General features: G+C 66.7%; 17 protein-coding genes. 2 read left to right on the top strand and 15 right to left on the bottom strand.

The annotated features are described in order from the left end of the window. Positions 1-35 precede the first annotated feature (35 nt). The 13 genes from tkt to N5D20_RS21620 all read right to left on the bottom strand — a co-directional run bounded on the left by tkt (position 36) and on the right by N5D20_RS21620 (position 15,886). Positions 36-2,033 (bottom strand): transketolase, encoded by a 1,998-nt coding sequence (tkt, locus tag N5D20_RS21680; protein WP_010484072.1) that lies wholly within the window; start codon positions 2,031-2,033, stop codon positions 36-38. A gap of 215 nt (positions 2,034-2,248) precedes the next feature. Beyond that, entirely contained in the window at positions 2,249-3,568 is a 1,320-nt protein-coding gene (locus tag N5D20_RS21675) for a dicarboxylate/amino acid:cation symporter (RefSeq protein ID WP_005410848.1), read from the bottom strand. A gap of 57 nt (positions 3,569-3,625) precedes the next feature. Beyond that, positions 3,626-5,341 (bottom strand): BatD family protein, encoded by a 1,716-nt coding sequence (locus tag N5D20_RS21670; RefSeq protein WP_197579273.1) that lies wholly within the window; start codon positions 5,339-5,341, stop codon positions 3,626-3,628. After that, a complete protein-coding gene (locus N5D20_RS21665) occupies positions 5,338-7,176 on the bottom strand; it encodes a tetratricopeptide repeat protein (RefSeq protein ID WP_197579274.1) in 1,839 nt (612 codons plus the stop codon). The genes N5D20_RS21670 and N5D20_RS21665 overlap by 4 nt, the downstream gene beginning before the upstream one ends. Continuing rightward, positions 7,173-8,177, bottom strand: coding sequence for a VWA domain-containing protein (locus N5D20_RS21660; protein ID WP_057501393.1), 1,005 nt, complete (start codon positions 8,175-8,177; stop codon positions 7,173-7,175). Before N5D20_RS21660 ends, N5D20_RS21665 begins: the two co-directional genes overlap by 4 nt. Continuing rightward, on the bottom strand, positions 8,174-8,623 hold the full coding sequence (locus N5D20_RS21655; RefSeq protein ID WP_197579275.1) for a DUF4381 family protein: 450 nt from the start codon (positions 8,621-8,623) through the stop codon (positions 8,174-8,176). The genes N5D20_RS21660 and N5D20_RS21655 overlap by 4 nt, the downstream gene beginning before the upstream one ends. Further along, positions 8,620-9,549, bottom strand: coding sequence for a DUF58 domain-containing protein (locus tag N5D20_RS21650; protein ID WP_010484067.1), 930 nt, complete (start codon positions 9,547-9,549; stop codon positions 8,620-8,622). The genes N5D20_RS21655 and N5D20_RS21650 overlap by 4 nt, the downstream gene beginning before the upstream one ends. Positions 9,550-9,557: 8 nt before the next feature. Next, positions 9,558-10,583, bottom strand: a complete 1,026-nt coding sequence (locus tag N5D20_RS21645; protein ID WP_019659996.1) for a MoxR family ATPase — start codon at positions 10,581-10,583, stop codon at positions 9,558-9,560. A 173-nt stretch (positions 10,584-10,756) separates the two neighbouring features. Beyond that, positions 10,757-12,730, bottom strand: a complete 1,974-nt coding sequence (locus N5D20_RS21640; protein ID WP_197579276.1) for a type IV pilus secretin PilQ family protein — start codon at positions 12,728-12,730, stop codon at positions 10,757-10,759. A 21-nt stretch (positions 12,731-12,751) separates the two neighbouring features. Beyond that, the gene (locus N5D20_RS21635) at positions 12,752-13,258 is read right to left on the bottom strand and encodes a pilus assembly protein PilP (protein WP_010484064.1); all 507 of its coding nucleotides are present in this window, start codon (positions 13,256-13,258) and stop codon (positions 12,752-12,754) included. A 26-nt stretch (positions 13,259-13,284) separates the two neighbouring features. Beyond that, positions 13,285-13,941, bottom strand: coding sequence for a type 4a pilus biogenesis protein PilO (gene pilO, locus N5D20_RS21630; protein ID WP_049410131.1), 657 nt, complete (start codon positions 13,939-13,941; stop codon positions 13,285-13,287). Next, positions 13,938-14,828, bottom strand: coding sequence for a PilN domain-containing protein (locus tag N5D20_RS21625; RefSeq protein WP_010484062.1), 891 nt, complete (start codon positions 14,826-14,828; stop codon positions 13,938-13,940). The genes pilO and N5D20_RS21625 overlap by 4 nt, the downstream gene beginning before the upstream one ends. Next, positions 14,828-15,886: a pilus assembly protein PilM gene (locus tag N5D20_RS21620; protein ID WP_010484061.1), complete on the bottom strand. Its 1,059-nt coding sequence runs from the start codon at positions 15,884-15,886 to the stop codon at positions 14,828-14,830. Before N5D20_RS21620 ends, N5D20_RS21625 begins: the two co-directional genes overlap by 1 nt. 219 nt (positions 15,887-16,105) lie before the next feature. On the opposite strand from N5D20_RS21620, the gene N5D20_RS21615 reads away from it, so the two are divergent. Further along, positions 16,106-18,529 carry a penicillin-binding protein 1A gene (locus tag N5D20_RS21615; protein ID WP_049486874.1) on the top strand — a complete coding sequence of 808 codons (2,424 nt, stop codon included), beginning with the start codon at positions 16,106-16,108 and terminating at the stop codon, positions 18,527-18,529. A gap of 236 nt (positions 18,530-18,765) precedes the next feature. Continuing rightward, entirely contained in the window at positions 18,766-19,410 is a 645-nt protein-coding gene (locus N5D20_RS21610) for a hypothetical protein (RefSeq protein ID WP_012511978.1), read from the top strand. A gap of 176 nt (positions 19,411-19,586) precedes the next feature. Here the strand turns inward: N5D20_RS21610 and N5D20_RS21605 are convergent, their stop codons facing one another. After that, entirely contained in the window at positions 19,587-20,330 is a 744-nt protein-coding gene (locus tag N5D20_RS21605; RefSeq protein ID WP_049432669.1) for a hypothetical protein, read from the bottom strand. A gap of 69 nt (positions 20,331-20,399) precedes the next feature. Further along, positions 20,400-24,731 (bottom strand): ESPR-type extended signal peptide-containing protein, encoded by a 4,332-nt coding sequence (locus N5D20_RS21600; RefSeq protein WP_197579277.1) that lies wholly within the window; start codon positions 24,729-24,731, stop codon positions 20,400-20,402. Positions 24,732-24,743 lie beyond the last annotated feature (12 nt).

Below are 24,743 nucleotides of genomic sequence, written 5' to 3'. Positions count from 1 at the left end.
GCGCCGGCCTTTCCTTCATCACGCTGCGATGCTGCTTACAGCGCCTTGGCCGCTTCCACCACGTGGGCGGTGGTGATGCCGAAGTGCTTGTACAGCTGGTCGGCCGGGGCCGAGGCACCGAAGGTGTCGATACCGATCACTGCACCGTCCAGGCCAACGAACTGGCGCCAGAAGCCGGTCACGCCGGCTTCCACGGCCACGCGCTTGCGCACGGCGTTCGGCAGCACCGATTCACGGTAGGCCGCATCCTGGCGCAGGAACACGTCGGTGGACGGCATCGAGACCACACGGGTCTTGAGGCCGGCCGCGTCCAGCTGGGCCTTGGCTTCGGTGGCCAGCGAGACTTCCGAACCGGTGGCGATCAGGATCACGTCCGGGGTACCGGCGGCATCGGCCAGCACGTAGCCACCGCGCTCGATCTGGGCGATCTGCTCGGCGTTGCGCGGCTGGTGCGGCAGGTTCTGGCGGCTGAACACCAGGCAGCTCGGGCCGTCCTGGCGGGTGATCGCGGCCTTCCAGCTCACCGCCGACTCGACCGCATCGCACGGACGCCACACGTCGTTGTTCGGGATGTAGCGCAGCGAGGCCAGGTGCTCCACCGGCTGGTGGGTCGGGCCGTCTTCGCCCAGGCCGATCGAATCGTGGGTGTAGACGTGGATGGCGTGGGCCGGAATCAGCGCGCTCATGCGCACGCCATTGCGGGCGTAATCGCTGAACACCAGGAAGGTGGCGTCGAACGGAATGAAGCCACCGTGCAGGGCCAGGCCGTTGGCAATGGCGGTCATGCCGAACTCGCGCACGCCGTAGTACACGTAGTTGGCGTTGGCGTCGTCGCTGGCGACGGACTTGCTGCCCTTCCACAGGGTCAGGTTGGAGTGCGCCAGGTCGGCCGAGCCGCCGACGATTTCCGGCAGCAGCGGGGCATAGGCTTCGATGGCCAGCTGCGAGGCCTTGCGCGAGGCAATCGTCGGGCCTTCAGCCGCCACCTGGGCGATGTAGGCATCGGCCTTGGCAACGAAGTCGGCCGGCAGTTCGCCGTGCGAACGACGGGTCAGTTCGGCGGCCTCGCCCGGGTACTGGCTGGCGTACTTGTCGAACAGCTGTTCCCACTCGGCCTGGCGCAGGGTGCCGGCGCCATTGGCGCGCCAGCCGTCGTAGATCGCCTGCGGGATCTCGAACGGACCGTACTCCCAGCCCAGCTGCTTGCGGGTGGCTTCCAGTTCGTCCTTGCCCAGCGGTGCGCCGTGGCTGGATTCCTTGCCCGCCTTGTTCGGCGAACCAAAACCAATGGTGGTGCGGCAGCAGATCAGGGTCGGCTTGTCGCTCTGCGACAGCGCGGCCTCGATGCCGGCCTTGATGCTTTCCGGGTCGTGGCCATCGACGTCACGGACCACGTTCCAGCCATAGGCTTCGAAACGCTCCGGGGTGTTGTCGGTGAACCAGCCCTCGACGTTGCCGTCGATGGAGATGTGGTTGTTGTCCCAGAAGCAGACCAGCTTGTGCAGGCCCCAGGTACCGGCCAGCGACGCCGCTTCATGCGACACGCCTTCCATCAGGCAGCCATCGCCCATGAACACCCAGGTGCGGTGGTCGACCACTTCCAGCTCCGGGCGGTTGAAGCGCTGTGCCAGCAGCTTCTCGGCCAGAGCGAAGCCCACGGCATTGGCGAAACCCTGGCCCAGCGGGCCGGTGGTGGTTTCCACGCCCGGGGTCTCGTGGCGTTCCGGGTGACCGGCGGTGTGGCTGCCCAGCTGGCGGAACAGCTTCAGCTGCTCGATCGGCAGGTCGTAACCGCTCAGGTGCAGCAGCGCGTACTGCAGCATCGAACCGTGGCCGTTGGACAGCACGAAACGGTCGCGGTTGAACCAGTGCGGATTGCTCGGGTTATGGCGGAGGTAGTCGTTCCAGAGGACTTCGGCGATGTCGGCCATGCCCATGGGCATGCCGGGGTGGCCGGACTTTGCGGTTTCAACCGCATCGGCGGCAAGGAAGCGGATGGCGTTGGCCAACTGGCGACGGGTAGGCTGCGTCATGGTTCTGTCGGAATCGGGAGGCGGCCGCGGACGTGCGGGCGGCCTATTGTCCCATAGTCGCCGGGCGGGGGGTCAGTTCCACTTGCCCGGTAGAGCTGGCCGCTGGCCGGCAGCGTCGTGATCTCTACCGGATTCCGCATGTGAAAAGGGGCCGGATCCCTTTCCTTGCGGAAAGGGATCCGACCCCGATCAGGCCACCGGCAGTGGCTCCGGACTCAGTCCTGCTGCGGGCCCAGCGCCGGGCCATCGTGGGACTCGCCCTTGGCCACCAGCGTGGTCAGGGCCAGGTCGCCGGTCACGTTCAGCGCGGTACGGCACATGTCCAGGAAGTGGTTCACGCCCAGGATCAGGCCGATGCCCAGCGGGTTCACGCCCACCATCGCACAGATCATCGCCACCACCGGCAGCGAGCCCGAGGGCACGCCAGCCGTGCCGATGCCACCGAGGATGCAGACCGCCATCACCATGATCTGCTGGCCGATGCTCAGGTCCACGCCAAAGAACTGGGCCAGGAAGATCACCGTCACGCCCTCGAACAGCGCAGTGCCGTTCTGGTTGGCGGTGGCGCCCACGGTCAGCACGAAGCGCGACACGCGCTGCGGCAGGCCCATCTGGTCGGCCACGCGCAGCGCGGTCGGCAGGGTGGCGTTGCTGGAGGCGGTGGAGAACGCCATCACCGTCGCTTCCTGGGTATCGCGGAAGAACGACAGCGGCGAACGGCCAGACAGCCACACGGCGGTACCGTAGGTCACGATCATGTGCAGGCCCAGCGCCAGCACCACCACGCCCACGTAGGCACCGAGGCGGATGATCAGCTCGAAGCCGAACAGCGCGGCCAGGTTGAACATGAAGCAGGCCACCGCATACGGGGCGAGGCGGATGACCAGGTTGATCAGGGTCATCGAGATTTCGAACACGCCTTCGATGGCGCGGCGCAGCGGTGCGACCTTCTCGTTGTCAGTCAGCACCATGCCGATGCCGAACATCAGCGCGAAGAACATCAGCGACAGGATCGCGCCGTTGTCAGACGCCGCCTGCAGCACGTTGCTCGGCACGATCGACAGCAGCATGTCCATGCCCTTCGGCGTGCCGTGGATGCCCGCAACGATTTCCTTGCTGCGCTCTGCGTTCTCCGACAGCATCATCGCGGCGACCTGCGGGTCGACGCCGGCGCCCGGCTTGAGCAGGTTGACCAGCACCAGGCCGATGCCCACGGCAATGCCGGACAGCAGCACGGTATACGCCAGGGTCTTCCAGCCGATGCGGCCGAGGGCGCGGATGTCGCCCATCTCCGACACGCCCATGATCAGCGCCGAGAAGATCAGCGGCACGATCAGCATGAAGATCAGGTTGAGGAACAGGCCCGACGCCGGGGTGGTGATGTAGTCCATTACCCACTTGGCACCGGCCTGCAGACCATCGACGCTGCCACCCAGGGCGTGCACGATCAGTCCCAGGATCAGGCCGATCGCAAAGCCGATGCCCATCTTCCAATGCAGGGGCAACTTCTTCTTGTCGGCAGCAGCTGCTGTCATGCGCGGGTTTCCTCGAAAAATGAATGCACTCTAACAAAGCGCGCAAGCGGCGCCGGTTCAGGTTCGCCGCGGCGGATACAGCGGCGCCAGGCCAGTGTCAGCGGTGATCGCCGCCGCCGACCAGTGCGGTCCGTCACGGAAGACCCCGCGCAGGCGCGTGCGCAGCGGCGCCAGATCACCCTGCCCGCCCCAGCGGGCCTGTTGCAGGTCCTGCAGCACCTGGCGCTGGGCCGGGTCATCCAACCGCGCGATGACCTGCTCGATGCGTTCAACGCCGGCCATCGCGCACAGCTGAGCTTCTACCTGATCGAAGCCTTCACCATCCAGCGCGCGGCGCAGTTCGGCCAGGCCGGCACGTCCAGTCGCCACAGGCGGCACAGCCCCCCTGCCCGCCTCAGGCGGCGCCACGCGCGGGCGACGGCCACGCTGCCAGCCCCACAGCAGGGTCAGCAGCCACAGCAGCGCCAGGCCGATAGCGGCGCCCATCCATGGCCACGGACGCTCGGCCAGGCCGCTGGCGCGCGGATCGGTGGCCGCGATACGGCTGTCCTGGCCATCGCCCCCCGGCAGCGCAGCATCTGTGTCGATCGGCGGCAGCGGCGCAGGTGAAGCACTGCCACCGCCATTACCGGCTGCGACGGCGAGTGTCAGGTCCGGCAGCTTCGCTTCCTGTGGCTTGCCCGCACGAACATCCCACCACGGCAGGCGCGGCCCCGGCACCACCAGCGAACCCGGCTGGCGCGGCACGATCGAGTAACGGCGGGTGATCTTCAGCCGCGGCGTGCTGCCGTTGAAGGTCTCTTCGTACTGCGCCGGTTCGGCGAACACCTGCGCGGCGCTGCCAACGTCGGGCACCGGCAGGTCGGTGAACTGCGCGCGGGTGGCACCGTCGGCAATCGCCTCGACCACCACGTTGGCCGCCTCACCGGTACGGGCGCTGGTCGGTGCACTGGTGTAGCGCAGCTGCAGGCCCTGCAGCGGCAGCCACGGCTGCGGCGCCTGTGCCGGCTGTGCCTGTACCTGCAACGTGCGGTCGGCGCCGGTGGCATTCATCCGCCCGTCGCCGCCGCCAAAGAAGTCGTCGAAGAAGCCACCGGCACTGCGCCCACTGAAACGCGCACCGGCCAGCCGAAGTGCACCACTGCGCTCAGGAATCAGCAGGAAGCGCCGTTCGACCACGTTGTAGCGGCGGCCGTTGACCTGCCGCACATCGGTGCGGTCATCGCCCACCCGCTGCAACGACGCACCGGCCGGGGTATCCAGCACCAGTTCGCCGGAGGCCAGCTGCGAGGCGAAATACAACCGCACCACCACGCCTACGCTCTGCTGCACATACGGCGTCTGGTCATCGACAACGGTTTCGATGAAGGCCACCGCGTTGCTGTCGGGGCCGGCCACGGCAGCGGCATCCACCTGCAGGGTCAGCGGCGCGGTACGCACGCTGCCCACCTGCAGGCCCGGCACCACCAGTGCACCGCTACGCCGCGGCGTGAGTGCCACGCCATACAGATTGCGCTGCTGCATGCTGCCATTGCTCCACTCCACCTGACGGCTGCTGGTCTGGCCGCTGAGATCGAAGTCGGTACGCAACGGCGTGAAATCTGGTGCGCCCTGATCGCTCTCGACATTGAGGGTGACCGTCTCCCCCATCGCAATGCGGTCGCGGTCCAGCCACGCGCGCGGCTGCGCCCACGCCAGCAGCGGCAGCCACAGCAGCAGTGCTGCCAGTACCTGCAGTGGCCAGCGCCCGTGCATGTTGATCGCCCGCGTCATCGCCCTTCCCTCTTCCTGCGTTCGTTTTCCAGCTGGAACTTGGCCCGCAGCAGCGCCCCCGGATCATCCGGTACGCGCCGCATCCACGCCTCCACCGCCTGTTGCTCCTCGCGTTGGCGCGGGGTGGTGCCGTCGCTGCCTGGCACGGGCTTGCCATCCTGTTCGCCCTTGCCCTCACGTGCCTGCTGCATTGCCTGCTGCATGCGCTGGCGCTGCTGCTCATCCGCCTGCGCCTGCGCCTTGGCATCCTCCACCTGTGGTGGCGCCTGCTGTCCATCGCGCCCGCGCTCGCCGGGCTGCGGGCTCGACGGGTTCTTGTCGTCACCGGGCCTGGGCTGCCCCTGCTGGCCCGGTTGCGGCTGGCCCTGGCCGGGATTCTGCTGACCCTGCTGCGGCTGCTGGCCCTGCGGATTCTGCTGCCCCTGGCCGTTCTGCGGTGGCTTCTGCTGCCCGTTCTGCGGTGGTTTCTGCTGATCCTGGCCTTTGCCACCCGACTGCTTGCGCTTGCGCGCGGCATCGACCACGGCACGGTTGGCGACCGCGTCGGCCATGCCGGGATGCAGTGCCAGCGCGCGGTCGTAGGCGGCAATGGCTTCGTCGTAGTTGCCTTGGCGGGCCAGTGCATTGGCCAGGTTGTACCAGCCCGCATCGCTGTCGATGCCCTCGAACTGCTTGCGGGCACTGGCGAAATCGCCATTGCGGTACGCCTGCGCACCTTCGGCCAGACGCTGGTGCTGCACCTGGTCGGCGCGCTTCCACAGTGTGCCCTGCGCTGGCGGTGAAGCCGGCACGGCGGGTGCCTGCGCCTGCACATCACTCATCCACGGCAGCAGGCCCACCGCCAGCACCGCCGCCAGCAGCGCGCGGCGGCGGAAGGCCAGCAGCGCCAGCAGCATCACCGGTGGCAGCAGCCAGAACCCTTCATCACGCCATTGCTTGCCCTCGCCGGGCCGCTGCGCCGCAGTACCTTCGCGTGCATCCAGTACACCCAGTGCGCGCAGATCACTGTCATCGGCGGCGATGCGTGCATAACGGCCACCACCGGCGGTAGCCACCGCACGCAGGCTGCCTTCATCCAGCGCAGCCTGGCGGATCTGCCCACTGCCATCCCGGTACGCCGCACCGGCAGCTGTGCCCAGGCCCAGTACCGACACCTGCAGGCCGAGGCTGCGCGCCTGCGCGGCGGCCAGTGCCGCTTCATCATCCGCCTGATCGCTCACCAGCAGGATCTGCCCCCGCAATGCCCCGATCTGGCGCATCAACCGCGTCGCCCAGTCGATACCGCGGTCGGCACGCTGGCCGTCACGTGGCATCACATCGGGCGACAACGCGTCCAGATACAACGCGACATTGCTGCCGTCGTCGGTCAGCGGCGCCACGGTGTAGGCATCCTCGGCGTAGACCACCAGGCCCACCTGTCCGCCCTGGCGGGCACGCAGCAGCTCACCCACTTTCGCCCGCGCCTGCAGCAGGCGCGACGGCGGCAGGTCGGTGGCATTGATCCGGCTGGACAGATCCAGCACGACCAGCAGCGGTGCGCTGGCCTGGAACATCGGCTGTGCCTGCTGGCGCCAGCTCGGCCCGGCCATGGCCAGCGAGGCCAGCGTCCAGCCCAGCAGCACGGCCCAGGGCAGGCGTGCACGGCGGCGCGTGCCCGCAGCCAGCAGATGCGGCAACAGGTGGGCATCGACTGCTGTTCGCCACACATCGCTGCGCCGCTGCCGGTACAACGCCAGCGCGAGGATCAGCGGCAATGCCAGCAAGGCCCACAGCCATTCCGGGCGCAGGAAGTGCAGCGCATTCCAGTCGGGAAGATGGGATGCCAACGCGATCATCGGCGGCGCTCCGGCCACACCCATGCCAACGCACCCAGCAACAACGCCAGGCCCAACGGCCAGGCATAGCGCTCCTCGCGCGGTCGCAGGCTTGGCCCCTTCGCCGCGATCGGCTCCAGCCGGTCCAGTTCGGCGTAGATGCCGGCCAGCTGCGCGGTATCGCGGGCGCGGAAGAACTGGCCACCGGTCATGCTGGCAATCTTTTTCAACGTGGCCTCGTCGACCGGATCCTGGTCGGCGGAAATGGGAATGCCGAACAGGCGCATGCTGCCATCGCCACCAAACGCGACGGTGTGGATGCGTACACCTTCGGCGCGGGCCACTTCCGCCGCACGCAGCGGCTCCAGCACCCCGGCGTTGCTGACGCCGTCGGTCAGCAGGATCAGCACGCGCTGCCCCTCCGGTTGGCTGCGCAGGCGTTTCACTGCCAGGCCGATGGCATCACCGATGGCCGTCTCGCGCCCGGCCAGGCCGACCACGCTGTCGCGCAGCTGGTCGCGCACGCTGGCCAGATCGGCAGTAAGCGGCGTAAGCGTGTAGGCGCGGTCGCCGAAGATCAGCAGGCCGATGCGATCACCTGCACGACGATCAAGGAAATCGGCCAGCACGGCCTTGGCTGCGGTCAGGCGATCCACCGCCTGCCCACCCAGCACCATGTCGCCCTCGCCCATGCTGCCGGACACGTCCATCGCCAGCATCATCTGCCGGCCCTGCTGCGGTGGCGTGATCGCTTCGCCCAGCTGTTGCGGGCGAGCCAGTGCGACGCACAGCGCGCACCAGCCCAGCCACAACAGCAGCGTGCGCAGCCACGACACATCAACGCGGCCGCCGCCGGCCAGCGCTTCCAGTTCCGTCGCTGCATAGGGCACGCGCAGCGCAGCGCCGGGGTCGGCACGACGCTTCCACCAGCGCATCAGCAACGGCAACGGCAGCGCCAGCAGGGCCAGCGGCCACGCCAGCTGCAGGTCCGGCCATGGCCAGTAACTTGCCAGCAGGTTCATCGGCGGCGCTCCAGCAGCATGGCCAGGTAGCGCTCGCGCGCCCAGCTGCGCAGCGCCGCCACATCGTTGGCGTCCACCCGCGGGCGATAGGCACCTTCGGCCAGCAGACTGCGACGTGCCGCGGGCAGCGTGCCTTCCGGATCCACGCGCTGCCACCAGGCGTCATCGCGCAGGGATTCACTGCCGGGCTGTGCCTGGCGTGCAGCGCGACGCAGCAGCCCTGCGATCGCCGCCAGTTCTGCAGCCGCATCGGCGGTGGTTGCCAGCTCCTGATCAAACAGCTGCAACCAGCGTTGGCGGCGTCGGCGGCGCTGCCACCACAGGAAGGCCATCGCCAGCAGCAACAGCAGCACCACGCCGCCGATCATCAGATAGCCCGGCGCCGGTGGCCACCATGATGGCGCCGGCGGCAGCTGCACATCGCGCAGCGGCAGGTTCGCGCTCATGCCGGCACCTCGGTGGGGGATGGTGCCAGCCAGGCATCGCTGGGCGCATCGGTGGACAGCACCTGCACATCGACGCGACGCGCTCCCAGCTGGCGCCGCAGTTCCTGCAGCGGTTCGACGAAGTGGGCCTGCCAATGAGCCTGCACCTCGCTGCGCCGCAGGTCGAGGCCGATGCGCTGGTGCAGGGTCTGGAACTGCAGCGCGGCCGACGGAGGCTGCAGTTCCAATGGATCGACCAGCAGCACCAGGCTGAGGTCATGGTGCTGGGCCAGCGCACTCCAGCGCGCAGGCGGAATACGGATGGCCTGCTGCGGATCGGCCAGCACCAGCACACGTGCACCCGGGCGCAGGACGCGACCGGCATGGTCCAGCGCGCGTTCCAGGCCAAGGTCATCGGCCGGGGGTTGCGCATACCAGCGGGTGAGCGCATCCAGCACGCGCAGCACGCCGCGCGGGCCTCCTGCCGGTGCGATCGGTGGTTCACGGTCGCTGCCACGCAGGGCACCGATGCGATCGCCACGACGTTGCGCCGACCACGCGGCGACGGCGCCTGCACGTGCGGCCTGCACCGACTTGAAGCGCACGCGGGTGCCGAAGTACAGGGCCGGCGAGGTATCAGCCACGATCAGGCTGACCCGCTCGCGTTCGGCCTGGAACAGTTTGGTGTGGGCACGACCGGTCCGTGCGGTCACCCGCCAGTCGATATGCCGCGCATCATCACCGGCCACGTACTCGCGTGACTCGGCATATTCCATGCCACGCCCACGCAGCGGCGACGGCGCCTGCCCGGCGTTGCCGGCACGGCCACGGCGTGGCGGCGGCGGACGCTGTGCAAGGCGGCGCAAGGCCACCAGTTCGGACAGCTGCGGGCGCAGCCCGTCACCGTCGCTGACGGAAGAGGCGTGGTGCAGGGATGGATCGGTCATGCGCAGGCTCAGGGTGCCGGCACCCGGGCCAGCAGCTCCTGCACCAGGCGTTCGCCATCCCAGCCTTCGGCAGTAGCTTCGTAGCTGGGCAGCACGCGATGGCGCAGCACGTCGGCAGCGACCGCACGCACATCATCAGGGGTGACGAAATCGCGGCCGGCCAGCCAGGCGCGCGCACGCGCGCAGCGTTCCAGTGCGATGGAACCGCGCGGGCTGGCGCCCCAGGCAATGCGGCGGCCAAGGCCAGCGTCATAGCGCGCCGGATCACGCGAAGCCAGCACCAGTTCGATCAGGTAGCGTTCCAGCGCCGGCGCCATGTGCAGGTCCAGCACTTCGCGGCGGGCATCGAACACATCCTGCATCGGCAGCTTTTCCGGCGCCGGTGCGGCTTCGCCCAACGCGCCGCGGGCACGCTCGCGGGCCAGGCGCAGGATCTCCGATTCGGCGGCCTGGTCCGGGTAGCCGATGCGCACATGCATCAGGAAGCGGTCCAGCTGTGCTTCCGGCAGCGGGAAGGTACCTTCCTGTTCGATCGGGTTCTGCGTGGCCATCACCAGGAACAGCGGCGGCAGCGCGTAGGTGTGGCGGCCAACGGTAACCTGGCGCTCGCCCATCGCTTCCAGCAATGCGGACTGCACCTTGGCTGGCGCGCGGTTGATTTCATCGGCCAGCAGGATCGGGTGGAAGATCGGTCCGGGTACGAATTCGAAGCGGCCTTCCTGCGGGCGCCAGATCTCGGTGCCGGTCAGGTCGGCCGGCAGCAGGTCCGGGGTGAACTGCACGCGGGCGAAGTCAGCTTCCAGGCGCGAGGCCAGCGCGCGGATCGCCGTGGTCTTGGCCAGGCCCGGAGCGCCCTCCACCAGCAGGTGGCCATCGGCCAGCAGCGCGATCAGCAGGCGTTCGACCAGTGCCGCCTGGCCGACGATCTCGGCCGACAGGGCATCGCGCAGCTGGGTGAAGGCGCCATGCAGGCGGGAGGTGGCCGGCGCGGGCGGCGGCGAGACGGTTTCGGGCATCGGCGGTGGCAGGTTCATGGGGGCCTTTGACCGGCGCGGGACGGCACGGGTTCCCGACATCATCGCAGGGTGCCCTGCGATTGGCATCAAGAACGGCTGAACGGGCCATCCACGCATGGCGTGGATCTACGGGTGGAAACGAAGAAGGGCCGCGCATGGCGGCCCTTCTTCGTTTCGCGGGTGGCGCGGGCTCAGTTCTGCTTGGCCACGCGCAACACCTTCGGCGTCACGAACACCAGCAGCTCGGCCTTGTCCTTGTTGCGGCCACGCTTCTTGAACAGGTTGCCCAGGAACGGCACGTCGCCCAGGAACGGCACCTTGCTGATGCTGCTGCGGTCGGTGAACTCGTACACACCACCGATGACCACGGTCTGCCCATCCTCGACCAGCACCGCGGTGTTGACCTCGCGGCGGTTGATCGACGGCACCGTGCCGTAGCCCTGCAGCTCGATCAGGCGGTCGACTTCATCCTTCTTCACCTGCATGTTGAGGAACACGCGGTTGTCGTTGGTGATGGTCGGGGTCACCCGCAGTTCCAGCACCACTTCCTTGAACTGCACGTTCGGGGTGGAACCGGCGCCACCGGCAGCACCGGTGCCGCTGATGGTGACGTAGCCGATTTCCTTGCCCTGCTTGATCATCGCCTCGCGCTGGTTGGTGGTGACCACGCGCGGGTTGGAGATCACCTCACCTCGCGACTCTTCCTGCATGGCCGACAGCTCCACGTCCAGCAGGTAGCCAGCGTTGAGGATCGACAGCGCCAACGAACCCGGGTTGCTGGCCGTAGCCACCGGCAGGTTCCAGTTCAGGCCGCGCTTGATGGTCGGGCCACTGGGAATCGGCGCCGGGCCGACGCTGCCACCCGCCTGCCACTCACGGACCGCCTTGGCGTTGGCCAGTGCCGTATCGACCTGCGACTTGCGGGTTTCCTCGTTGGCAGCGAGGCTGCCGCTGAAGTACACGTTGTCGCGGCTGCCGCTGATGCCGAACTTCGCACCCAGCTCGCGGGCGAAGGTATCGGTGGCGATGACAATGCGGCTTTCGATCAGCACCTGGTCAACCGGACGGTCGATCACACCGATCAGCTCACGCATGCGCGCGATCTTCTTCGGGATGTCGCTGATCATCAGCGTGTTGGTGCGCTCGTCGGCCACGATACGGCCGCGCGAGGACAGGAAACCACTGTCTTCCTGCGACGAACCGCCACCACCGCCATTGCCGCCGCCACTGCCGCCGCCGATGCCCTTGGCCTCGGTCAGCGCTTTGAAGATCTGCGTGGCGCTGTGGTAGTTGATCTGGACGTAATCGGTGACCAGGTCTTCGCGGTTCTCGATGGCGATGCGCGCGTCTTCCTTCTCCTGCTCGAACTTGGCCAGCTCAGCCTGCGGAGCGACCCAGATCACGCTGCCATCGCGACGCTTGTCCAGGCCCTTGGCGCGCAGCACGATGTCCAGCGCCTGGTCCCACGGCACGTTGACCAGGCGCAGGGTCACATTGCCCTGTACCGAATCGGACGCCACCACGTTGAGATTGGATTCTTCGGCGATCAACTGCAGCACGGTGCGCACCGGCACGTCCTGGAAGTTGAAGGTCACCGGCTTGCCGGTGAAGCCACGCTGCCCCACCGCCTTGGCGGCCTGGGTGACGCTGCCGGCGGTGACCGCGCCCACCGCGGCGGGCGCCTGCCGCGGGCTGATCTCCACCACGTACTCGTTGCCGCTCTGGTAGGCCAGCGACTCCACCGCGCCACCGGTACTGAGCACCAGCTGGGTACCGGCACCGGACGGCTTGGCGTCGATGCGCTGCACCGGCGTGGCGAAGTCGGTGACGTTCATCGGCTTCTGCAGGTTGGCCGGCAGTCGGGCGTTACCGACATCGACCACCACGCTGTTGCCCTGCGTACGCAGGTCCGGGACCGCGCCCTGGCCGTCGAACTGGACGATCAGGCGCCCGGCGCCATCATCGCCGCGCTTGAAATCGATCTTGGCCACCGACAGGCCCGCCGGCGCTGCCGCCGGTGCCACGGTGGCGCCCACCGGCTTCTCGGCCGGTGCGGCGGCCAGCGCCGGAGCGCAGGCCAGCATCAGCGCGACTCCCAACGCGCTGACACGGTTCAAGGTAGAGCGCCGGATGGGACGCAGCCCCTTGGCTTGGTGAAAGGTCATCGTGCTATCCCCAGTAAACGATCATTGATCTTCAAGCGAGAGCGTTGCCGGCCGTTCCAGCCAGCCGCCCGCGCCATCCGGCACCAGTTCGATCAGCTCCACGTGGTCCTCGAAGACCGCCGTGACCCGCCCGTCGCTCTGCCCAAGGTACCCACCCGGGCGTACCCGGTAGGTCACCTTGTCCGGCCCCATCACCAGCGCCACGGTAGCGGCGCCGGTGCCGATGGTACCGACCATGTCCAGTGCATCCAGCGGGAAGCCTTCCAGCGGCTCCTTGCGCCGGTTCGGATCCGGACGCAATCCGCCATTCCCCTGCTGCGGATTGGTCCAGGCATCGGTGAACGGGTCGCGCAGACCCTGTGCGGAGTATTCGAAGGTTTCGAACTGCTGCATCACCGGCAGCGGCTCCAGCGGCTGCGCCGGTCGGGCACGCTCGCCTTCCACCCACTTTTCAAGGTTCGGCGCATCACCCGGCGTGCTGGTCACATCGCGGCCGCACGCGGCCAGCATCAGCACGACGGCTGCCATCCCACAACGCGCAAAGAGGGAACGGATCACTTCTTCTCCTCCTTGCCGGCGTCAGCCGCCTGCTGTGCCTGCACCTCGGTCTCATCCAGATAGCGATAGGTCTTGACCGTGCCGGACAGTTCCAGCGCACCGCTGCGGGCGTTGCCGCTGGCCTTGTCCTTGGGCTTGAGGTTGATGTCGTGCATGGTCAGGATGACCACGCGCGGCAGCGACGCCACGCCACTGACGAACGCACCGAACTGGTGGTAACTGCCCACCATGCGCAGCTTGATCGGCTTTTCTGCGTAGAACTCCTTGACCTGCTCCTGCTCCGGCTCGAACAGCTCGTTGGTCAGGCCGCTGGACAACGCCGTCTGCGAGATGTCGATGATCAGGTCCGGCATTTCGGTCTTGCTGGGCAGCTGCCGCAACATCTGCTGCAGCACCTGTTCCATCTGTGCCAGCTGCTGCTTCAGCGGTGCCAGGTTCACCGCGCGCTCCTGCTGCTTGGTGAACTCTGCACGCAGATCGACTTCCTTCGATTCCAGGCCGGCCAGTTCCTCGCGCTTGCCACTGATCAGCAGCATCCACGCAACGAACATGATCACCAGCGCCAACAGCGAGCAGAAGACGATCTTGGCCTTCTGCGGCCAGTTGCCGATGTCGTTGAAATCCAGGTTCTTCAGATCGATTTTCTGGCTCATGCGCGATCCCCCTGCAGCGGGGCGTTGAAGGCCTGCGGCGGCTGCGCCAGGCGGCTGCCCTCGGGCTTCGGCGCAGGCTTGGCAGCCGGGGCTGCCGGCTGGTTCGGCGCGGCCGGGGTGGCAGCAGGTGCGTTGACCGGAGCGGCGGCGGGGGCGGGTGCAGCCGGAGCAGCAGCGGGCTGGCCTGCGGCCGGTGCAGCGGGCGCCGCTGCATCCGGGCCGGCGGCAAGCGGGGCCACTGCGGGCGGAGCCGGCGTTGCCACCGAACCATCGGCGTTGAGGCCTGGCGTTCCGGCCACTTCCTCACTCTGTGCCGGCAGCTTCACCTTGACCACGAACACATAGGGCAGCGCCTTGATGTCGGCCAACGGGCCAACCTTGCCGTCCTTGTCCTTCTCGGGATCACGCGCTTCGATGATCGACAGTTCCGGGTTGGTCATCCAACCGGAGGTCTCCAGGTTGCGCATGTACGCCGAAACACGGGCGTTGGACTGGGTGCGGCCTTCCAGGGTCAGCACGTCGCCTTCCTGCTTCAGCGCGGTCAGCACCAGGCCATCGGGAATCGTGCGCACCAGCGCATCGAACAGGTGCACCATCTGCGAGCGCTTGGCCTGCAGTTCCTCAATGACCTTCTTGCGGGCCAGCAGGCGTTCCTTCTGCGCGTCGAGGCGGTCGATCTCCTTGTTCTGTTCCTTGACCTTTTCGATCTCGGCTTCCAGATAGGCGTTGCGGTCCATCTGGCCGCTCACCTGGCGGTCGTAATAGAACCAGATCACCAGCGACAGCAGCAGGCCACCTACAGCGGCCATGCCCAGCATTGCGTAGAACTCGCGCTGGCGTTGCTTGCGCCGCTCGGCGCGCCAGGGCAATAGATTGATGCGTGCCATCAGTCGAAGCTCCTCAGCGCCAGACCGGTGGCGATCATCAGCGCGGGGGCATCCTGGGCCAGCGCATGTGCGTTCACCTTCGGCCCCAGGGTCATCTGCGCCAGCGGGTTGGCGACCACGGTCGGCACGCCCAGCTGTTCCTCGACCATTTCCGGCAGGCCGCCGAGCACGGCGCAGCCGCCGGCCAGCACGATGTGGTCAACGCGGTTGAACTCGCTGCCTGCGTAGAAGAACTGCAGCAGGCGGCTGATCTGCTGGACCGTGGCTTCCTTGAACGGCTCCAGCACTTCCATCTCGTAGCTTTCCGGCAGCCCACCCTGGCGCTTGGCCAGGCCGGCTTCCTCGTAGCTCAGGCCGTAACGGCGCATGATCTCGTCGGTCAGCTGCTTGCCACCGAACACCTGTTCGCGGCTGTACAGGCTGCGGCCGCCGCGCAGGACGTTGAGGGTGGTCATGGTGGCGCCGATATCGACCAGCGCGACCACGCCCTCGATGGACACCGGCAGCTCGCTGGCCACCAGGGCATAGGCGTTCTCGACCGCGAAGGCCTCCACGTCCATCACCTTGGCCTGCAGGCCACCCAGTTCCAGGGCCGACTGGCGCAGTTCCACGTTCTCCGAACGCGACGCGGCCAGCAGCACCTGGACCATCTCCGGGTTGTTCGGGATCGCCCCGATCACCTCGAAGTCCAGGTTCACTTCCTCGATCGGGTACGGAATGTAGTTGACCGCTTCCAGCTCGATCTGGGCTTCCATGTCGTTTTCGTCGAGCTCGGCCGGCATCGGGATCACCTTGGTGATCACCGCCGAACCGGCGACGGCGGCAGCGGCCAGCTTGGCCTTGCTCCCCGAGCGGTTCATCGCACGGCGGATGGCCTCACCCACGGCCTCCACTTCAACGATGTTCTTCTCCACCACCGCGTTCGGCGGAAGAGGTTCCACGGCGTAATGTTCCACACGAAAACGGTTGCCACTGCGGGACAGCTGCAAAAGCTTTACCGCAGTCGAACTGATGTCGACGCCTACAAGCGGCGACTGACTTTTTGGGATGAGCCCCACGGTTTCTCCCCTGCCGACGGGCACTTGGACGCAAGACCTGCGCCCGAGCATTAATAACGTATTCTTAGCAAATGGCAACGGCCCTGCTGTGAAGTCCCTCACGGATTCACCATGCAGCCCCTGACTGTTCCCCTTGCGCTCCCCGGCGACGACCCCAGCCGCCACCTTGCGTAATCTATACTCTGCGACCACGAAATTCGCAATCGGAATCTGAACCCGATGACTCGACTCCGCCGCTGGCTGCGCTGGATCTTCCTGATTGTCCTGGTCCTGGCGCTGATCGGCGCGGCCGCCGTAGGCGGTCTGTACTACGCCGTGTCCTCCAAGCTTCCCGACGTGCAGACCCTGCGCGACGTGGAAATGCAGGAGCCGATGTACGTCTACGCTGCCGACGGCAAGCTGATGGCGGTGTTCGGCGAGACCCGGCGTACCCCGATCACCATGAAGGACGTGCCCGAGCGCCTGAAGCAGGCCTTCCTGGCCACCGAGGACGCCCGCTTCTACGAGCATGGCGGCGTGGACTACATGGGCATCGGCCGTGCGGTGTGGCTGCTGGCCACCACCAACGACAAGCGCGTGCCCGGTGGCTCCACCATCACCCAGCAGGTGGCCCGCCAGTTCTTCCTCAGCTCCGAGTACAGCTACACCCGCAAGCTGGCCGAGATCCTGCTGGCGCGGAAGATCGAGTCCGAGCTGAGCAAGGACGAGATCTTCGAGCTGTACCTGAACAAGAGTTTCTTCGGCAACCGCGCCTACGGCGTCGCCGCCGCCGCCGAGTTCTATTACGGCAAGAAGCTGAACGAGCTGGACCTGGACGAGATGGCCTCGCTGGCCGGCATCCCCAAGTTCCCCTCCTCAGGCAACCCGATCTCCAACCCGGAGCGCGCCCGCCAGCGTCGTGACAACTATGTGCTGCAGCGCATGGCCGACCTGAAGTTCGTCAGCCAGGCCGAGGCCGACGCGGCCAAGGCCGTGCCGATGCACGCCACCGCGCATGAGCCGCCGGTGCAGGTCGATGCCCCGTACGTGGCCGAGCTGGTGCGCCAGGAAATGATCGCCCGCTTCGGCGGCGATGTGGTCAACAAGGGCTACCACGTCACCACCACCATCGACGCCACCCTGCAGACCGCCGCCAACCAGTCGGTGCGCGACGGCCTGCTGCTGTACGACCACCGCCACGGCTGGCACGGCGTGGAGAAGCAGGTCCAGGTCGGTGCCGGCGAAGATGCCGCCGCCCTGGCCGAGCACCTGCGCGGTCTGTTCGGCCAGGCCGGCCTGCTGCCGGCCATCGTCGCCAGCACCGGTGCCGATGGCAGCGCCACCGTGGTGCTGGCCAACCGCAGCGAGATCGTGCTGCCGGCCGGCGCCGCCAAGTGGACCAACAAGACCCCGGGCAAGCTGGTGCAGCGCGGCGACATCGTGCGCGTGCGCGCCGGTGCCAAGGAAGGTGAGTGGCTGCTGGACCAGCTTCCGCGCGGCCAGTCCGCGCTGGTCTCGCTGGATGCCCACAGCGGCGCCCTGAAGGCGCTGGTCGGTGGCTTCAGCTTCTCCGGCAACAAGTTCAACCGCGCCACCCAGGCACGTCGCCAGCCGGGTTCGAGCTTCAAGCCGTTCGTCTACGCGGCCGCTTTCGACAAGGGCTACAACCCGGCCTCGATCGTGCTCGACGCCCCGGTCGTGTTCCGCGACCGCCGCGGCAAGACCTGGGCCCCGCAGAACGACGGCGGCGGTTTCCGCGGCCCGATGCGCCTGCGCGAAGCGCTGGTGCAGTCGCGCAACCTGGTCTCGGTGCGTCTGCTCGATGGCATGGGCGTGGACTACGCGCGCAAGTACATCAGCGAATTTGGTTTCGCCGAATCCGAGCTGCCGCCGAACCTGTCGATGTCGCTGGGTACCGCCTCGCTCACCCCGCTGTCGGTGGCCCGTGGCTACGCCGTGTTCGCCAACGGCGGCTCGCGCGTGGACACCTGGCTGATCGACCAGGTGAACGACCGCGACGGCAACCTGGTGTTCAAGGAAAACCCGGCGATGGCCTGCCGCGACTGCGCCGGCAGCAGCGACCAGCCGGTCAACCAGGTGGTGGACGGCTTCAACTTCGGCGCCCCGGCCCCGAAGGTGGACCCGGCCGCTGCGGCCAAGGCCGAAGCCAAGGCCGAGACCCCGGCCGCGCCGGTCAACCCCGATGCCCGCACCGCCCCGCGCGCGATCGACGCCCGCACCGCCTACCAGCTGGTGTCGATGATGCGCGACGTGGTCCAGCGCGGTACCGGCGCCCAGGCCAAGGTGCTCGGCCGCGAGGACGTGGGCGGCAAGACCGGCTCCACCAACGACCACCGCGATGCCTGGTTCTCCGGCTTCGGCGGCCCGTACGTGACCACCGTGTGGGTGGGCCGCGACGACTTCCGCTCGCTGGGTTACCGCGAATACGGCGGCAAGGCCGCCCTGCCGATCTGGATCGACTACATGCGCACCGCGCTGAAGGACACCCCGATCGCGCAGAACGAGCCGCCCAGCGGCATGGTCCAGGCCACCCTCAACGGCGCGACCGAGTGGGTGAAGGTGGAAGACATGGACCGCCTGACCGACTACGACCTGAACCTCAATACGCCGCAGGCCGACGCCGCCGCGTTCGATATCTTCTGAGGAAGGATTCGGTGGGTGCCAACCGTTGGTTGGCACTGCCCTTTGTAGAGCCGAGCCCATGCTCGGCTCCGGGCGCCCGCGGTAGAGCAGCCGAGCATGGGCTCGGCTCTACAGGATCAACGGCACCCGATTGCCGTGGTGGGTGCCAACCGTTGGTTGGCATCTCCGCGCCATACCCACGCAGATGTCACATCCCTGCGCTACTCTGTACCCAGGTCGCAACAGGGAGTCATCGCATGCATCGCGCCCGTCAGCATGCTGCCAGCCAGACCCGCGAGCGTCGCCACCGCCTCGCCCACGAAGCCGCCCGCCTGATGGCCGAAGGCGGCATCCGCGACTACCACCAGGCCAAGTTGAAGGCCGCCAGCCGGCTCGGCATCCACGACGATGCCTCCCTGCCCCGCAACACCGAGATCGAAGACGCCCTGCGCGAGTACCAGCGGCTGTTCTCCGGGCCCCAGCACGGCAACGAGCTTCAGCGCCGCCGCGAAGCTGCAATGCGTGCGCTGGAGTTCCTGCACGGCTTCGCGCCGCGCCTGGCTGGCCCGGTGCTGGACGGCACCGCCGACGCCAACAGCCCCGTGCAGCTGCACCTGCACAGCGACGACCCGGAAGCCGTGCACCGCTTCCTGGACGAGCACGGCATCCCCGCCGAATCACGGACGCGCCGCCTGCGCATGGACCGCGAACGCTGCCTGGATGTACCGGTGTGGGTGTTCAGTGCCGAGGAACTGACCTTCGACCTGGCCGTACTGCCGTACGACGCCCTGCGCCAAGCACCGCTGTCACCCGTGGATGAGAAGCCGATGCGGCGCGCGTCTGTCGCGCAGTTGCGGCAGGTGCTGGCCGAGGCGGAGATCACCGCGTACATCGGCGGATGACGGTGGCGCCGGCCCATGGCCGGCGAGCGTAGCGGTACCTGTCTTTGGTGGGTGCGGACCGTTGGTCCGCACCGTGCTTCAGGCAACCGATTGCCGACCGAAGAGCAGTCGAGCGCGGCTCGACTCTACAAAAGCTGCGCTACCTGCTCTGGCAGATGGCGCCCATCATGCTCCCGCTACCAGACGAAACGGGTATCGCGCAGCGGGTCGCTGAGCAACCGCGGCAACCAGGGCGCGGGGGCTCGCTGCGGATACTCCCGCATCATCTGCGCATGCATGGCCTGCAGGTCCCGCAGCAAGCCGGCCTGAAAGTAGACGTCGTTGAACGTATCCGACCACCCACTCTTCACCCGCTCACGCTCGCCGCCCTTCAAGAGCGGCATCTGGTCCAGCGGCACGTCCAGGATCGTCGCCAGTGAGGCGTTGATCTGCGCATTCTCCACAGCGGCCTTGCGCACGGGATCCAACCGATCCCGAATCTGCCGGCAGTCGTAGGGAAAGCACCCGCCTGTGACGTTGATGTAGTCAGCGATGTCCGCCAGCATGTCGGCCTTCAGCCGCCACACCACCTCGCTGTCCATCACCTGCCGTACCCGCATCGTGCGCAGCGTACTCGCCCGCACGTCCTCCGGCGTGGTGAACTCGGCCCCCCGCGTGCTGCCAGCGTGGCGCACCAGCACGATGCGATGGATCGCCTCGTGGGTGACGCCCTCGATGCGCAGCGCCGCTGTATCCGGATGTATGCGCGGCGGCGGCACGCCCAGCATCTGCCACATGTACCACAGGACCAGCAGTAGACCGACGATGCACAGACCGCTCATCAGCGTCCACAGATCCAGGTTCCGGGTGTAGTAGCGATAGCGCGCCCGCCAGATATAGAACGTGCGATAGCTGATGAATCCGCTTACCCATCTGTACATTGCCATCTCCTTGGCCAGGACCCCGGCGCGACGGGGTGGATTACGCGCGTCACGCCGGGGCTCCATCGCTTACCAGCCGATGCCCACACCCACGCCCATGCTGCGTTCACCGCTGTTGGTGAACGCACCATTGAGGCTGAAGGTGGCTGAGCCCTTTTCGTTGAGCACACGCTGGTAGCCCACCGCCATGGCCGATTCGCCTTCGGCATAGCCCACGCCCGCGCCGAGGCGGTTGTAGGTGGCCAGGCCAGCGGTGTTCATGGCCATGGCCGTCTGCGCACTGCTCATCGCGGCCATGCGGTTGAAGCGCTTGTCCATCTTGTCCAGACGACGCTCGAAGTTGCTGATGGCGCCATCGGTGTACTCGTTGGCGCGGGCCAGCATCTTCTCCAATTCGGCGGTATCGACCTGCGGCGTGGGCGACGGCGTGTCGTCCTTCTTCGACTTCGGCTGCGGCATTGGCGACGTGCCCTCGCCTGTCGAAGCCACCTGCGGTGAATCGCTGGCTTCCGGCGTTGGCGTGACCTGCTCGGTGGGCGCGGCCGAAGCCGTGGACAGCGCACGCGACTGCGGCTGGCCATCCACGCGCTGCTCCAGCCCGTCCATGCGGCCATTGAGCTGCTGCTGCACGGCGTGCAGCTGGCCACCGTTGACGGCCTCGCGGCTACCGGCAGCGATCAGGCCGTTGGCCACGTTGGAAATGACCATGCCATTGGCGCCGGCCAGGGTGAGCTGGGCAGTGCCGTCGCTGCGGGTGGAGGGCGTTTCCTGGAAGACCGAGCGGAGCTGGGTTTCGACGCGGTCTACGCGGGAACCGGTGGTGACTACGGCGGAGTCTAAGGCGGTGAGGGCCTCATCGACAGTGCTATGGACCCCTCCTTGAATATTGTACATAGGGCCGATGACGTTGCCTTGCTGGTCCAATGTGGCTCCACCACCAAGAAACGCCAAAGATTCGCGAAGTTGCGCAACGACTACTGCGTCACTACTTCCACGCCCCCTATCTATGTTCACGATACGCCGGCGCAAAGTATCGTTGCCCACTGAAACGACATTCGCTTCGGTGGCAATCGACGTCGCTCCCAATGCAACTGCCCCATCCGCACCACTGGCGATCTGACTTGCTACACCAATTGCCACGCCCGATGTAGCAGCAACCTTTGTTCCACTCCCCAGCGCAAATCCGCCCTCAGCACCAAGAGCAACCTGCGAACCCCTACCGATAGCGACAGAGTTGATTCCAGAAGAAAGTGAGTACGCGCCAATGGCAGTTGCACCACTCCCGATTGCCTTAGCGTCACTGCCAATTGCCACAGCCAGACTCCCAGCCTCAGCACTGCTGCTTTGCGCGTCCCAACCCACCTGAACGAACTCGCCACGCTCTTCAATCTTGCGTAGAGCCAAGTTGGTCGCAAACAACTGCCCACCATTCACTGCATCCGTACTGGCCGCAGAACTGATATCCCCCGCTGCCACCCCCGATACGCGTGCACCTTCCATGTCCACCAGGTGACGATCAGCACTGAACTTGACCACGCCATCCAGATCCGGATCGAAGTTATCGAAGTCCTCACGCAGCGCATCCAGCTCGACCCGGTTGTCGGTGATACGCCCGTCCTGATCCGTCAGCTGCTGCGCGTGCCCAGCCAAAGCCTGTCGCTGTGTCTCCACCGTGGCATTGGTCGCAAACAGCTGCTGCCCGGTCACCGCATCGGTGCTGCCCGTACTCAGCGTGCCGTTGGCGATGTTGTAGATGCGCCGCTTGCCACCGCTCTTGTTGGCGACATCCACAATCGTGCCGGTGTTCTCTGCCCCCAGGCGGACATTACCACTGGCAGACACCTGACCCACCAGTCCGCCCAAGGCATCAGCCTTCTGCACAGCGCCATCAGCCACGCCACGGGCGGCGTCGGCCGCCGTCTTCGCCGCGGTTGCCGCCGTGCGCACGCTGGTCACTTCGCTATTGGTGGCATTGAGCTGCTGCCCGGTCACTGCATCCGTGCTGGACGTACTGAGCACGCCATTGGCCAGATTCTGCAGCTTGCGTTTGGCGCCGGTCTTGTTGGCCACGTCGACGACGGTGCCGGTGTTGTCTGCACCCAGGCGCACGTTGCCGCCTGCCGATACCTGCCCCACCAGGCCATCCAACACCGCCACGCGCGCCTGCGCACCGTCCGCGGTCGCCTTCACAGCAGCCACGCTGGTGTTGGTGGCATGCAACTGCCTGCCGGTCACCGCTTCACTGCTGGACGTACTCAGGGCGGCATCCGCCACGTTGACCACTTTGCGTTTCAACGAACCGTTGCCCACCGAGACCTGATTGGTCCCAGTCGTGGCTGAGCCATTGCCGAGCGCAACAGCGCCCGCGTGTGCCGCATTGGCGCGATCACCAAGGGCCAACGCGCTCTGTGCCGTGGCACTGGCCTGATTGCCCACTGCCGAGGCATACAGGCTGCTGGCTAGGGCGCCGCGCCCGACCGCCGTGGCCTGGTTGGCCGATGCGTTGCTCTGGAAGCCCATAGCGGTGGCGTGCGTGCCTTTACCAGACGCCTCATGGCCGACGGCAACGCCTCGATCACCCGTTGCGACGGCATCCAATCCAAGCGCCACCGCACCGTTGCCACTGCGGGTGCCAGCACCGATGGACACACCCGCGTTGCCACTGATCTTGTTGCCCGCGTCATCCACTGTCGCGCGAGCGTCTGCGCCCATGGCGACGCTCTTGCCGTTGTAGGCTTTGGCGTTGTTACCCAGCGCCGTACTGATGCCGTAGCTGGCCTGCTCCGCGACAGCTCCCGCGCCCAGGGCCACGGCACTGGCGTTCAGCCGCGCAGCCGTTGCGTCGGCTGCTGCCTGCGCCTTGCTGACATTGGTATTGGTTGCGTTGAGCTGCTTGCCTGTGACTGCCTCGGTGCTGGTCGTGCTCAGCGCCCCATCCTTCAAACCAGAGATAATGCGAACTGCGTTGGACTTGTTGCGCACATCCAGCACGGTGCCGGTGTTCTCGCCGCCAATACGCACGTTGCCGCTGGCCGAGACCTGGCTGACCAGGCCACTGACCGCATTGGCCTTGGCCAACGCTGTGTTGGCATTGGTATTGGCCGTAGTGGCCATGGACTGCGCTGCCGTGGCAGTTGTCTTCGCTGCATCGGCCGCAGTTTTGGCACTGGTCACATTGGTGTTGGTAGCAGTGAGCTGTTTGCCCGTCACAGCCTCGGTGCTGGTTGTCGTGAGCGATGCGTCAGCCAGACCGGTGATGCGGCGGTTGGCATTGGACTTGTTGCGCACATCCAGCACCGTACCGGTGTTCTCACCACCCAGCCTTACGTTGCCAGCGGCCGATACCTGGCTGACCAGGCCACTGACCGCATTGGCCTTCGCCAGCGCCGAGTTGGCATTGCTGTTGGCCGTGTTGGCGGTGGATTGTGCCGCCGTGGCCGTCGTTTTCGCCCCATCGGCCGCGGCCTGGGCCTTGGTCACGTTGGAGTTGGTGGCATACAGCTGCTTGCCCGTGACTGCATCACTGCTGGTCGAGTTCAGCCCCGCATCGGCCACATTGACTACCCGCCTTTTCACGCTGGCGCTACCGACCGAAACGGTGTTGGCCTCTGTGGCAAGCGATCCACGACCAAGTGCCACAGTGCCATTTGCCGATGTCTTTGCACCATAACCAACAGCCACACCGTCGTACTCTGCGAGCGATTCCCCGCCCAGTGCGATTGCACCCGTCCAGCCACTACTGCCCGCGTACGCATCACCACCGATGGCAATCTTGGAGATGCCTGCGCCGGGATTTGTCATGGAACCACTTCCCACGGCAATGGAGTTTTCGGTTTGAGCCTTGGCATTCTGCCCAAGCGCCGTTGCTCCAATCCCGTTGGCCCTACTGTAGGTGCCTACAGCAGTGCCATATCCACCGTTCTCGGTGACCGCATAGTGACCGAGCGCAATGCTGTTATCTCCCCATGCCTCCGAGAGACTCCCAAGTGTCACGCTTCTCGCACCCGCGGCACGGCTGCTGATACCTGCCGCGAGACTATGTTCACCGCTGGCACGTGCTTCCGACCCAAGTGCCATGGACTCCTTGCCGTCGATGACACTCCAGTTGGCCCGCGACGTGTTGCTGTACACATCGCCACGATTGACTGCCCGGGTCTCGAATGCGCGCCCACTGTCGCCAGCCGTTGCGACGAAGGCACTCATTGTCTGTCGTGCCCACCAGGCTGTGTCATCTTCGTCATCCTCGCGCGCGCCAGCAGCCGGCACCACCAGCAACGAAAGAAGCACAAGACTCCCTGCACGAACCGTGGAAGACGCTTTCCCGCGCGATGGCGCCAGTTCGCTGGCCACCACCCAGCACTGACGGGCGCGACTCCACAGACGGCGATAGATACGATTCATTGGATCTCCTTA

This window comes from Stenotrophomonas sp. GD03877 (assembly GCF_029840555.1).
GTDB lineage: Bacteria > Pseudomonadota > Gammaproteobacteria > Xanthomonadales > Xanthomonadaceae > Stenotrophomonas > Stenotrophomonas geniculata.
Note: the sequence above shows the minus strand (reverse complement) of the source record. Positions and strands in the feature narration are given on the sequence as shown.